At 68.0% G+C, this 11,982-nt stretch carries 13 protein-coding genes; 5 read left to right on the top strand and 8 right to left on the bottom strand.

The window, feature by feature from the left end:
- Positions 1-19: 19 nt before the first annotated feature.
- The 3 genes from ACLJPD_RS17240 to ACLJPD_RS17230 form a co-directional block, all read right to left on the bottom strand.
- Positions 20-418 (bottom strand): MerR family transcriptional regulator, encoded by a 399-nt coding sequence (locus tag ACLJPD_RS17240; protein WP_410873206.1) that lies wholly within the window; start codon positions 416-418, stop codon positions 20-22.
- A 9-nt stretch (positions 419-427) separates the two neighbouring features.
- A complete protein-coding gene (locus ACLJPD_RS17235; RefSeq protein ID WP_410873205.1) occupies positions 428-973 on the bottom strand; it encodes a class I SAM-dependent methyltransferase in 546 nt (181 codons plus the stop codon).
- 67 nt (positions 974-1,040) lie between these two features.
- Positions 1,041-1,829: a DUF1460 domain-containing protein gene (locus ACLJPD_RS17230; RefSeq protein ID WP_410873204.1), complete on the bottom strand. Its 789-nt coding sequence runs from the start codon at positions 1,827-1,829 to the stop codon at positions 1,041-1,043.
- 207 nt (positions 1,830-2,036) lie between these two features.
- Between ACLJPD_RS17230 and ACLJPD_RS17225 the strand changes: the two genes are divergently transcribed.
- The gene (locus ACLJPD_RS17225) at positions 2,037-3,086 is read left to right on the top strand and encodes a glucose 1-dehydrogenase (RefSeq protein ID WP_410873203.1); all 1,050 of its coding nucleotides are present in this window, start codon (positions 2,037-2,039) and stop codon (positions 3,084-3,086) included.
- Between the two features lie 19 nt (positions 3,087-3,105).
- On the opposite strand, the gene ACLJPD_RS17220 is transcribed toward ACLJPD_RS17225, so the two are convergent.
- Positions 3,106-3,837 (bottom strand): DsbA family oxidoreductase, encoded by a 732-nt coding sequence (locus tag ACLJPD_RS17220; RefSeq protein WP_410873202.1) that lies wholly within the window; start codon positions 3,835-3,837, stop codon positions 3,106-3,108.
- 181 nt (positions 3,838-4,018) lie between these two features.
- Here ACLJPD_RS17220 and ACLJPD_RS17215 point away from each other — a divergent pair, with 181 nt between their 5' ends.
- Both ACLJPD_RS17215 and ACLJPD_RS17210 read left to right on the top strand, forming a co-directional pair.
- Complete coding sequence (locus ACLJPD_RS17215) at positions 4,019-4,741, top strand: histidine phosphatase family protein (protein WP_410873201.1); 723 nt, start codon at positions 4,019-4,021, stop codon at positions 4,739-4,741.
- 63 nt (positions 4,742-4,804) lie between these two features.
- On the top strand, positions 4,805-6,661 hold the full coding sequence (locus ACLJPD_RS17210) for a Na+/H+ antiporter (protein ID WP_410873199.1): 1,857 nt from the start codon (positions 4,805-4,807) through the stop codon (positions 6,659-6,661).
- Between the two features lie 18 nt (positions 6,662-6,679).
- Here ACLJPD_RS17210 and ACLJPD_RS17205 read toward each other — a convergent pair whose 3' ends face one another.
- Positions 6,680-7,225 carry a TetR/AcrR family transcriptional regulator gene (locus tag ACLJPD_RS17205; protein ID WP_266288598.1) on the bottom strand — a complete coding sequence of 182 codons (546 nt, stop codon included), beginning with the start codon at positions 7,223-7,225 and terminating at the stop codon, positions 6,680-6,682.
- Positions 7,226-7,438: 213 nt separating this feature from the next.
- Here ACLJPD_RS17205 and ACLJPD_RS17200 point away from each other — a divergent pair, with 213 nt between their 5' ends.
- Together ACLJPD_RS17200 and ACLJPD_RS17195 are read left to right on the top strand one after the other, a co-directional pair.
- Positions 7,439-8,047: a TetR family transcriptional regulator gene (locus tag ACLJPD_RS17200; RefSeq protein ID WP_410873197.1), complete on the top strand. Its 609-nt coding sequence runs from the start codon at positions 7,439-7,441 to the stop codon at positions 8,045-8,047.
- A gap of 12 nt (positions 8,048-8,059) precedes the next feature.
- Complete coding sequence (locus ACLJPD_RS17195; protein ID WP_410873196.1) at positions 8,060-8,716, top strand: enoyl-CoA hydratase-related protein; 657 nt, start codon at positions 8,060-8,062, stop codon at positions 8,714-8,716.
- A gap of 18 nt (positions 8,717-8,734) precedes the next feature.
- On the opposite strand, the gene ACLJPD_RS17190 is transcribed toward ACLJPD_RS17195, so the two are convergent.
- The 3 genes from ACLJPD_RS17190 to ACLJPD_RS17180 all read right to left on the bottom strand — a co-directional run bounded on the left by ACLJPD_RS17190 (position 8,735) and on the right by ACLJPD_RS17180 (position 11,931).
- On the bottom strand, positions 8,735-9,562 hold the full coding sequence (locus tag ACLJPD_RS17190; protein ID WP_410873194.1) for an Abi-alpha family protein: 828 nt from the start codon (positions 9,560-9,562) through the stop codon (positions 8,735-8,737).
- Between the two features lie 2 nt (positions 9,563-9,564).
- Positions 9,565-10,983, bottom strand: coding sequence for a hypothetical protein (locus ACLJPD_RS17185; RefSeq protein WP_410873193.1), 1,419 nt, complete (start codon positions 10,981-10,983; stop codon positions 9,565-9,567).
- Positions 10,984-11,148: 165 nt separating this feature from the next.
- Positions 11,149-11,931: a universal stress protein gene (locus ACLJPD_RS17180; protein ID WP_410873192.1), complete on the bottom strand. Its 783-nt coding sequence runs from the start codon at positions 11,929-11,931 to the stop codon at positions 11,149-11,151.
- Between the last annotated feature and the right edge of the window lie 51 nt (positions 11,932-11,982).

Genomic DNA, 11,982 nt, shown 5'->3' with positions numbered 1-11,982 from the left:
GTGGGCAGGACAGGGCGCGTCAGGTTTCGAGGACCTGGGCGAGTTCGGCGCGGAAGTGCGGGCAGGCGCGAAAGTCCTCGGCGTCGCAGTCGAGGACGTGGGTGACGGCGTCGAGGGCGGCGCGGGTGCGGGCGATCTGGTCGGCGAGGCGGTCCCGGTGGGCCTCGAGTACTGCGCGGCGGGTGGTGCGGTCGGGTGCTCGCAGGAACAGGATGGCGAGATCGTCGAGGGCCAAGCCTGCCTTCTTGCCGAGGACGATCATCGCGATCGTGTCGATATCGGTGCCGCGGTAGTGGCGGCGCCCGGCCGAGTCACGCGGTGGAGCGAGCAGTCCGCGGTCTTCCCAGTGGCGCAGGACATGGGTCGCGAGCCCGAACTGTGCCGCCACCGCACCGATCGTCGTGAGTTCGTCGGCCATTCACCGAGCTTATGCGGTGACCCGGTAACAGGTGATCACGGCGACCGGATGCCAAGGGAGACGGACTGTTTCGATCTCCACCGTGCCGAAGACCGCACCGAGTGCGCGCCGGATCTCGCGGGTGCGGGCGAAGCGGAAGTCGTAGATCGCGGCGCCGCCGCCGGGGCGAAGCACTCGACGCAGTTCGGCGACGGCCGCGGGCAGGTCCGGCCATTCGTGCATGCTCAGGCTCGAGACGGCGACGTCGATGCTCGCGTCGGGGTGGGGCAACTCGGCGACGTCGGCGACGGCCAGTTCGACCGCCTGCTCGGTGAAGGCGCGGCGGGCGATCTCGATCATGTGCGGAGACAGGTCGATGCCGTGCAGGTGCAGGTCGGGTCGTCGAGTTGCCAAATGGGCCAACAGTTTTCCCGGGCCGGTGCCGAGGTCGATGACGGTGGCCGAGTCAGGGGCGCGGGTGTCGACGTCGGCGGCGATCCGGCGGTAGAGGCCGGTGAGCAGTCGGGTGGCGCGCCGGTCGTAACCGAGGCTCTGTTCGTATCCGAAAGTGGTCATGGGACCACCGTGCGTGTTCAAGTCGACCTGAAGTCAAGCTCTTCTTCGGTCGGGCGGATCGCGGCGGTCAGAGCGGGCGCAGGACGACGATGCCGGGGATAGTCCGGAGGTAGTCGGCCAAGGGAGTGTCGACGACCTGGTTGTGCGCGGCGAGGGAGGAGGCATTGCGGAAGACGGGACCGGCCGAGGTTTCGACGATGATGCCGACGTGGGTGACGTCGAGACCGGCCTCGGGGGTGTAGGCGCCGAGGTAGTCGCCGGTGCGAAGGGCAGCCGAGACGCCTCCGTCGACGGCCGCCGACGGGATGTGGGTGACGGCGCGGTCGAGAACAGCGACGCCGGGCAGGTACAACCCGCCGTCGGCTTTCGCGTTGAGGTGCTTGGTGGTGGTGACGGCAGCGGGGCTCAGGCTCGCGGTGACGTCGGTGGCGGCCGGGCGCTCACGGGCGGCCCAATCCGTGAAGAAGTGCTTGCGCTGGGCGAATTCGACACGGCCATCGATATAGCGGGTGGTGACCAGGTTGGTGAGGAACTGGTCACGGTCGGCGGAACGGGACGCGGCGTCGATGTAGTCGAGATAGGTGAAGCAGTCGACGCGGCGCAGGTCGACGACGAGCTGTTCGGGTTCGGTGGCCGAGCCGATCAGCATGTTCGCACCGTAAGGAGTGCCGAGCAGGCGTGCGGAGAGGCGTTCGATGAGCTCGCCACGTCCGAGGTTGCCCGCGTCGGCGCGCACGGCGAGAAGTTCGTCGATCTTGCGTGCGGAGGCGTCGTCGACCGCCGGGGCGCCCGAGGCCGGGGCGAGCGCGCACACGAACGCGGCGAGCACGAGCAGGATCCGGACGATGATGCGCAAGACGCCTCCAGCAGGCCACGGTCGATCGGTGCGAGCGGCTTCCACCGTAGCCGACGAGTCCGACAGCGTGGGCGCGCTCGCGGGCGGGATCGCAAACGATTCGCGATCTCGGCGATGCTGTGCGATCGATGCTGCTTCCCGTACCGTTGTCGCAGGTAGTTCGCAGGTTCTGACACCATCGCCCGTTTCGGCGGAAGGGAAACCGACATGCGCGCTTTGACCGTTGTTCCGTATCAGGCCGGATCGTTGAGCATCCAGGACGTGCCCGATCCGGTCCCGGGGCCGAACGAACTTCTCGTCGACGGGATCTCGCTGGGTATCTGCGGCACCGATCGCGAGATCGCCACCGGCACCTACGGGTGGGCGCCGCCGGGACGCGAGCGCCTGGTTCTCGGGCACGAATCGCTGGGCCGGGTGCGCACAGCGCCGGACGGAAGTGGCTTCGCCGCAGGCGATCTCGTCGTCGGGATCGTGCGGAGGCCGGACCCGGTGCCGTGTGGTGCGTGTGCGCGCGGCGAGTTCGACATGTGCCGCAACGGGCAGTACGTCGAGCGCGGGATCAAGCAGATCGACGGGTACGGGTCGAGCCAGTGGGTGGTGCTCGCCGACTACGCGGTGAAGCTGGATCCGTCGCTCGAGCGCGTCGGGGTGTTGATGGAGCCGACCACAGTGGTGGCCAAGGCGTGGGATCAGATCGAGAGAATCAATCGGCGTGCCTGGTTCGAGCCGAAGACGGCGCTGATCACCGGTGCGGGACCGATCGGTTTGCTGGCGGCCCTGCTCGGGGTGCAGCGAGGGCTCGACGTGCACGTGCTGGATCGGTCGACCGAGGGGCCAAAGCCCGGGCTGGTGGCCGATCTCGGTGGCACCTTCCACACCGGTTCGGCGGCGGAGGTGGCCGAGCAGATCGACCCGGATGTCGTGATCGAGGCGACCGGCGCGCCCGCGGTCGCCCTGCAGGCCGCGGAGATCAACAATCCGGGCGTGATCGTCTGCCTGACCGGGGTGTCCACCCCGGGCAACGAGGCCGAGGTCGATGTGGGCGCGCTCAACCGCAACATCGTGCTCGACAACGCGCTGGTGTTCGGTTCGGTGAATGCGAACCGTCACCACTACGAGCTGGCGGCCCAGTCGCTGGCGAAGGCGGACCCGCGGTGGCTGGAACGGATGATCACCCGGCGACTCCCGCTCGAGCGGGCGACGGAGGCCTTCGACGCGGGTGGGTCCGATATCAAGGTTGTCATCGATCTGGCCTGACTCCGTGAGTCCGCGGTGGTCAGTCGGCCGTCGCGGACTCGGTCGCGGGGATCGCGCAACCATCGGGGCCGCAGGCGTCGCCGTCGGCGATGAGCGTCGGCGCGGGTCGATCGTTCCAGGCCGTGTTCAGTGCCTGAGCGAACGTTTCGGCGGGTTGGGCGCCGGAGACCGCGTATTTGCCGTCGAAGACGAAGAACGGGACGCCCCTGGCGCCGAGTGCGGCGGCTTCGGCTTCGTCGCGGCGGACCGCGTCGGCGTAGGCGTCGGGATCGGCGAGCACCGCGCGCACCGGCTTCTCGTCCAGACCCGCGCGCACGGCCAAGGCCACGAGACGTTCGGTGTCACCGAAGACGGGCTCGGGCTCGGCGAAATTGCCTGCGTAGAGCGCGTCGAGCATGGCTTCCTGTTTGCCCTGGTCCAAGGCGTGGTGCAGGAGTCGGTGCATGTCGAAGCTGTTGCCGGAGTCGCGGCCTGCCGTTCGGTAGGGCAGGCCCATCGCCTCGGCTTGGGCGCCGATGCCGCGTTCGTTGGCAGCGGCCTGATCGACGGTGATGCCGTATTTCTCGGCGATCGCCGGGATGACCGGGCGCGTGGACCCGGCGGGCAGGGTCGGATCGAGTTCGAAGGACCGGTGCACCACCTCGACGTCGTCACGGTGCGCGAAGCCGGCCAGCGCCTGTTCGAAGCGGGCTTTGCCGAGGTAGCAGAACGGGCAGTTGATGTCGGTCCAGATCTCTACTCTGGTGCTCAAGCGGGCCTCCTGCGGCGCATCGACGGTGTTGCGGCGGCCCGCCGGACAGTTCTGGACAGGCGTTCGAATTCGGGGAATACAACGCGGGCAACGAAGCCGCTATTCCCTGGCGCGTCCGGGCACGACGGGACGAGCACGAAGGACATCGATGGGGTTCGAGCAGCGAAGGGGGTGGGTGCAGGTGCCCGAAGGATTGGTGGTGCCGCGCGCGCTGGGCGGATTGTGGGCGGTACGGCACGCGCAGAGCACGGCCAATAGCTGGTTCGCCGACCCGGCGACCGAGCAGCGGCCGATGCCGGGGACCGACGCCACGGTGGAGCTGACCGAACACGGGCAGTGGCAGGCGCGACGTCTCGGCGGTTGGCTAGCGGGGTTGGCCGGAGTCCAGCGTCCGACGCTGGTGGTCTGCTCCCCCTTCCTGCGTACCAGGGTCACCTGGGCGGTGATGGCCGAGGCCGCCGCCGACCGCAATCGAAGCCTGCGCCCGATCCGCACCCTGGTCGATGAGCGGTTGCGCGATCGCGAGATGGGGGTGTTCGAACTGCATCCGTATCGGGCGATCCGGCGACGTGCACCCGAGGAGGGCCTGCGTCGGGAACGGGTCGGCAACTGGGTGTATCGACCGCCTGGCGGGGAATCGTTGGCCGATGTGACGCTGCGGGTGCGCAGCTTCCTCGACGAGCTGGATGTGGTGGCCGCGGGCGAACAGGTCTTGGTGGTGACCCACGACGCGGTGGTGATGTCGCTGCGCTACATCCTCGAAGGACTCGGTGCGCCGGTACCGGATTCGCTCGAACCGGTGCCCAACGCGTCGGTGTCACAGTGGCGGCGCGAGGGTCCGCGACTGGCGTTGCGGGTGTGGGGCTCGGTCGACCACCTCGCGTCGGTCGAGGACACCGGGTAGGGCGTATCGGTGCCGACGCGGCGCCGAACGGACTGACCGGTTCGCCGGTGGGAGAATGCGCGAGTGGATGTCGCGATCGGTCTGGTTGTCCTCATCGGCTCGGCGACCGCGCTGGCGGCGCTGGCGCGGCGATTCGGGGTGTCCGAACCGCTGGTGCTGACGTTGGCGGGAGTGGCCGCGTCGTATCTGCCGATGGTGCCGCAGGTGCACCTCGAGCCGGAAGTGGTGCTGCTCGGCCTGCTGCCGCCGCTGCTCTACACCGCCGCGCTGCGCACCTCGCTGGTCGATTTCAAGGACAACCTGCGCACCATCGCGTCGCTGTCGGTGGGGTTGGTGCTGTTCAGCACGTTCGCGGTGGCGCTGGTGGTGTGGTGGTTGCTGCCGGTGCCGTTCGCGGCGGCGGTCGCGTTGGGTGCGGTGGTCGCTCCCCCGGATGCGGTCGCCGCGACCGCGGTGGCGCGGCGCACCGGGATGCCGCGCAGCATCGTGACCGTGCTCGAGGACGAGTCGCTGTTCAACGACGCGACCGCGCTGGTGGCGTTGAGGTCGGCGATCGCGGCGATGGCCGGTGCGGTGACCGCATGGCAGATCGGCGGCGATTTCCTGCTGGCCGCCGTCGGTGGCGCTGTGATCGGAGCCGTCGTCGCGGCGGCATTGGCGATGCTGCGCAGGCGGATCACCGATCCGGTGCTGGATACCTCGGTGTCGCTGCTCGCCCCGTTCCTGGCGTATCTGCCCGCCGAGCACTTTCACGCCTCGGGGGTGATCGCGGTCGTGACGTGCGGGATGATCCTCGGTCACGGCGCGCAACGGTGGCAGGGGGCTGCCTCGCGCGTCGCCGAGCGCACCAATTGGCGCACCATCCAGTTCATTCTGGAGAGCGCGGTGTTCTTGATCATCGGGTTGCAGGTGCGCTGGATCGTCGAGGCCGCCTGGGGCAGCGGGTTGGATCACGGCACGCTCGCCGTCGCGGCGGTCGGGGTGCTGGCCGCGGTGATGCTGGCGCGTCCGGTGTGGGTGTTCACGCCGGTGTTGGTGGCCAGGCTGTTCGGGCGCGCGACCGAGCCTTTGAGTCATGCGGCGGTGGTGTCGTGGGCGGGGATGCGCGGGGTGGTGACATTGGCGGCGGTACTGCTGCTTCCCGATTCGACGCCGCAGTTGCCGGTGCTGGAACTGCTCGCGCTGGTGGTGGTCGGTGGCACGCTGCTCGTACAGGGCAGTTCGCTGCCGTGGTTGGTCCGGTTGTTGAAGTTGCGCGGGCCCAGCCGCGAGGAGGACGCCCTCGTGAAAGCCGATCTGCTGCAACAGGCTTCGACCGCCGGTCTGGCCGAACTGGACCGCCGGATCGGGCCGGACACCCCGGAACCGGTGATCGAGTCGCTGCGCCAGCGACTGATCTGGCGGTCCAATGCCGCGTGGGAGCGGTTGGGCCGCCCGGAAGCCGAACTGGTGACACCGACCGCCGAGTACCGGCGGCTACGGCTGGCGATGCTGGCCGCCGAACGCGATGCGGTGCTGCGGGTCCGCGACGCGGGGTCGGTGGATTACGAAGTGCTGCAACATGTGCTGGCCCGGCTCGATCTCGAGGAGTCGATGATCGACCGCTTCGACGAGAACGATGACGAGCGCCGCGCCGAACCGCTGTCGACCGCGGCGGGGGCGCAGGGGTGCGCACATCTGGACCAGGCGCCGCTGTCGGTGGAGCCTGCCGGTGAGCTGGTGTGCCAGGCGTGTGTCGAGGAGGGTCTGCGGTGGGTGCATCTGCGCATGTGCACCGCCTGCGGCAACATCGGCTGCTGCGAGTCCTCGATCGGCGATCACGCGAGCGCCCACTATCGGAACTCGGCGCACCCGGTGATGCGCAGTGTGGAGCCGGGCGAAGCCTGGCGCTGGTGCTACATCGACCAACTGCTCGGATGACTCCGGGCCCTCGGCCGGTTAACCGCGGTGGGAGTAGATCAGGCGGGCGTACTCGGCGAGTAAGTGGTCGAGTTCGGTGGATTCGCCTGCGGCAGCGAGCTGTTGGTAGCCGATGATCATCGCCATGCCGAATTCGGTGACGACCGTGGCGGTGGCCGCGTCGTCGACGACACCGTCGATCACGCGGTGCACGGTGCGCCTGCGTGACTCGTCGACCCGTTTGACGGTGACGTGCACCGATTCGTCGTTGGCCGCCCAGGCGCGCAGCGCGGCCTCGGCGCCGTGTTCGAGTCCGCTGGCGAGTACCGACATGGCGCGCACGTCGGCGTCGGCGTCGCCGTGGCCGACGTCGAGCGCGCGTAGCTCGACCATCTGACGGTTCTCCCAGTGTTCCAGCAGGGTGTCGACGAAGCCCTGCCAGGAGCCGAAGTGGTGGTAGAACGAGCCGCTGGTGACGCCGAGGCGACGGCAGAGCACCCCGATGTTGAGACCTTTGAAACCGAACTCGGCGAGCACCGCCACCGCGGTGTCGAAGTACTGCTCCTTGGTGACCACTCGGGACATCGCGATGCCGTTCTGTTCGTGCGGGCAGGGCCGAAGAATGCGAACAGTACCCCATCGTATCGAGCCCCCGCGCGTACGTAACGTTGTCTACGCTGTGCTCGAATCGGCCGATCGGCCGACGAAATACCAAGTGGCGGAACGAAATACGTGCACAAAGGGCCAAAAGTGCACCCGAACGGAATAGCAGAGCAGACGCTCTGTAAACTTTTGTTCATGCCGAGACCGCGCACGCACGACCCGGAGACCGTCCTGGACGCCGCCGAAAAGCTCGCGGCCGGTGCCGGTCCCGCCGCTGTCACCGTGCGCGCGGTCGCCGCCGCCACCGGAGTATCCAATGGCGCGCTCTATCACACATTTCAGTCGCGCCAGGTTGTGCTGGCGCGCACCTGGTTACGCGCAGCGCACCGATTCCTCGCCCTCCAGACCGCCGACATCGACCGCGCCGTCAAGGCCACCGACCCCGACACCCGCATCGATGCGGTCCTCGACGCCGCCGAAACACCGGCGCGCCTGGCCGAGGACCACCCCGACTCCGCGCGCCTGCTACTGCTCGTCGACCGTGCCGAACTGCTCGCCGGCGACATTCCGCCCGCGCTGGCGCAGGAGATCGCCGACACCGAGAAGGCGCTCGTCGCCGCACTCAACCGGCTCGCGCGCGCCCTGTGGGGTCGCGCCGATCGGCGCGGCGTCGCCACCGTCACCGCCTGCCTGGTAGACCTGCCCACCGCGCTGCTGCTGCGTCGCGACCGGCTCACCGATCCCTTGGCCCGCGCCCAGCTGCGTGCTGCCGTGCGTGCCGTCCTCGATCTCGGTCCCCACTGAAAAGGAAAACCCATGCCCACACTGCGCCACCACGATTCGATCGCCGTGCTCGACCTCGGCGACGGCGAGAACCGCTTCTCCCCCGACTTCCTCGACGAGATGAACACCCACCTCGACGCGGTCGTCGCCGAGGGCGCCTCCGCGCTGGTGACCACCGCGACCGGCAAGATCTACTCCAACGGCCTCGACCTGGACTGGCTCTCGGCCAACGGTGACCGGGCCGCCGAATACGTCGCCGCGGTACACACCCTGTTCGCCCGGGTCCTCACCTTGCCGATGCCCACGGTCGCCGCGATCGGCGGACACGCCTTCGGGGCGGGCGCGATGGTGGCGATGGCCCACGACTACCGGGTGATGCGCGCGGACCGCGGCTACTTCTGCTTCCCCGAGGCCGACATCCGCATCCCCTTCACCAACGGCATGGCCGCGCTCATCCAAGCCAAGACCACCCCCAAGACCGCCGTCGCCGCGATGACCACGGCTCGCCGCTTCGGTGGCGCCGACGCACTGGCCCTGGACCTGGTGGACGCCACCGCCGCCGAAGGCGAAGTCCTCGATGCCGCACTGGCTCTGGTCGCACCGCTGGGCGGCAAGGACCAGACCACCATGACGGCGATCAAATCGGTGATGTTCGCCGGTGTCCTGGACGCGTTGCGCAACCGCGACTGAGCTCAGCGCCTGAACCGATCAGGGCAGCCGGGGGCCTTTGCCCAGGTAGATGTCGCCACGGTCATCGCCTGCCCAACCGCCCCCGGTGTAGTCGCCCAGCACGAAACACGCGTCGCAGAACTGCTTTCCGAAGACCGTCAAATAGATGCTGCGGTAGGAGCTTATCGCGCGCATCTTCACCGACTTGTAGGCCGCCTGCGCCGGAGGTTGCGCCTCGAGGAACGCGTAGCGGCGGAAATCGGCGACCGGTTCGGTCGAGAAGCGAACCAGCCCCAGGCGACTCAGATTTCCCAGGTAGTGGTGGTCGCGGTCGGGCAGCGCGCACCCGGCCATGGCGGCGATCATGTTGATGCCGTCGGCCAGCCGTTGCGAGCCGATCCCGAAGGGGGCCTTGGTGCGGATGTCGATCGCGGGCTGCGGTCCGGCGACGGCGAGGAAACGCAGGATGCGCGCCTCGTCGGGAGTCAGGTCGTGCAGGATCGGCACGAACGAGGGGTGCAGCTCGCGTGGTTGTTGCGCGCAGTCCCAGCCCTCGGTGATCATCGCGTCGCCCATCGCCTTGAGATCGGCGGCGTCGACCTTGGCCTCGGTCGGACCGTAGACACCGTTGGCGGTGCTGGTCAGGCCGAGCGCGCTCAACGCGGTGCGGCGCAACAGGTCTACTCGTTCGTCGAAGATCTGCGACATCGGTTCGCCGGAGCGGATGTCGTCGACGAGATCGGTGGCGGAGTGCACCGCACCCTTGGTCACCGCGCCGACGATGTGGCGCAACGACAGTCCCGCGATGCGCGCCAGTCCCAGTAGATCGGTGGGGATCCCGGGTTCGCGATCAGGTCTGGGTTGCATGCTCACGCTCCGAAGATCAGCAGGTGCAGTGCGCCGATGAGGGCACCGAGCACGCCACCGTGCAGATACAGCAGCCAGGCGTCCTGTTCGATGGCGGTGTAGAGCATTTCGACGAACTCCTCCGGCGGCAGTTCGCGCAGTTTCTCGGTGGCGAGTCGGTCGACGCTGGCCGCGGTGGTCTGGGAGAACTCGATGTCTTCGACCAGCCATGGCTTCATCTCGGTGGCCAGGTTCGCGCCCGCGGTCGCCTGAATGGCGTCGAATTGGCGTGGGCCGATCGCGAGCCGGGTCACCGAGCGCAGCGGGCCGAGGATCCGGTCGATCTCGGCTTCGAGGAAATGGGCGATGACCGCGCGGGTCTTGTCACCGCTGGGCCCGTCGAGCAGTTGTTCGGTGACGACGTCGAGGGTGACGATCTGATACCCGATCGCATGCCCCAGATCCGCCGCGGCCTGGTACTGCCGTTTCGCGAATTTCGCGACCCGCCAGGGATATTTGTAGCGCGGCTGCGGCACGGCGGGCTCGAACACGACTTTGATCGCGATGATGTTGACCAGCACGCCCACCGCCGCGCCACCGGCGAGCACCCACGCCCACGGGGGCAGGAAATGCAGGATGCCGTAGAGCCAGCCGGGCGTGGAGATCACCGCGGGGGTCTCGCCGTGCGGTGTGCTGTAGTGCAGCAGCAACAACCACAGTGCCACGATCACCCCGAACGGAAACCCCAGCACCCCACTGCGCGTCATGAACCGTAGCTCCGGCGCGCCAAGCCCGTAGATCACATCCTTGAGCAGCTCGGGCCGCCGCCGCAGATAGCCGACCACCATCAGCTTCACGTCCAGGAGTTGGTCGATGTTCTCGCCGATGAAATCGAACGCGCGATCGGTGATCGCGGGCAGCTCGGCTTCCACCCGCGAGTACACGGCTTCGCGTGCGCGCGGCGGCATGTCGGCCCACAACTGTGGGTGCTCGGCGACCATGATCGAGTCGACCATCGAGCGCACATTCGGCAGCGCCACCAGTGCGACCTGCGCGGAGATCTTGCGCGGATCCATCTGGTCGAAGAAGTCCTTGGCGGTGCCGATCTTGGCGACGGCGTTGTCGACCATCAGGCTCGCCATCTTCTCCGAGCGGGCCGGAATGAACCCCTGAAAGCCCAGGATCCCGCCGGGGGCGAAGGTCGGCAGGATCTGCACCTTGCGCGGCAGCAGCGGGAAGATCGTTTTCAGACCCGGTACGTAGAAGCCGGTGAAACGTACCGGCGCGAACAGCATCATCACCCCGGTCCAGTTGGTGATCAGACCGGCCATGGCGCTGAAGATCGGGATGGTGATCATGTCGACCCAGAACCTGCTCAGACCGGTCGTCTTCTCCCAGTCCAGCAGGCCGAAGAAACCCGCCGCCTCGATCCCAGCATTCATCCGGCGTCCACTTCGTTGTGTGGCGAACATCGCACGTATGGCCATCATAGGCGAACGAAGTCCCCGGTCCGGGCAAGTTCCACCGTTACCCGCTATATCGGAGCAAACACCGGGAATGGCCGGACGCGTCACTCTTGCCGAGCCTGTTCGACGGCAACGACAAAGTCAGTGCGTGGTGTTGACGAGCAGCAGGTTGGTGTCGATGTCGTGGGTGACCTTGTTGGCCACCGAGCCCAAAAGTCTTGCTGGGCCACTCATTCCGCGGTTGCCGATCACAACGAGGTCATATTTCCAGGCCGAGTTGCAGATCGCCTCCGCGGCGGGGACGCCGGTGAGGACGTCACGGCCGAACAGTTCCGGGTCCTCGACCGCGATCTGAGCTTCCACTTCGATCAGGGTGTCGACACCGTCGTCGTCGGTTTTGGCGGAGGTCACCAGGAACGGGCGCGCGCCGAGCGCCTCGGCGACGTCGTAGCCACGCTGGACCGCGGTCAGCGAACTCGCCGAACCGTCGGTGGTGAGACCGACCGTGGTCCAGCGTTTCGGGATCTTGTGGGTGAACACGACGTCGGTCCGGCTGTGGTGGGACACGTGATTGGCCGTCGAGCCGAGCAGCCGGGCTTTGGAGCTGCCCAGGCTGCCACCACCGATCACGAGCACGGTGCCGGGTTCGCGTTCGGCGATCTCGAGCAGTAACGCCCCTGTCGTGCCGTCGAGTTCGATGCGCGCGACCTCGTCCACACCGGCGTCGAGAAGCGCTTGCGCGGCAGCGCGCGTGTTCTCCTCGGCCCACGCGACATCGGTGCCCGATTTGCGCCCCGCGTTCCACACACTCACCGCGGCGACCGGAACACCGAGACGCACCGCGAACTCCCCCGCCACCGCTACCGCCGTCTGCGCGGACTCCGACCCGTTGGTTCCCACGACGACCCGCTGGTAGCACCCCATGTGACGCTCTCCGATCGACGGCAGGTCAGCTGCGCTGTGGCCCACAGTATA

Source organism: Nocardia sp. A7, assembly GCF_046549215.1.
Lineage (GTDB): Bacteria > Actinomycetota > Actinomycetes > Mycobacteriales > Mycobacteriaceae > Nocardia.
This window is presented reverse-complemented; position numbering and strand designations above follow the sequence as displayed.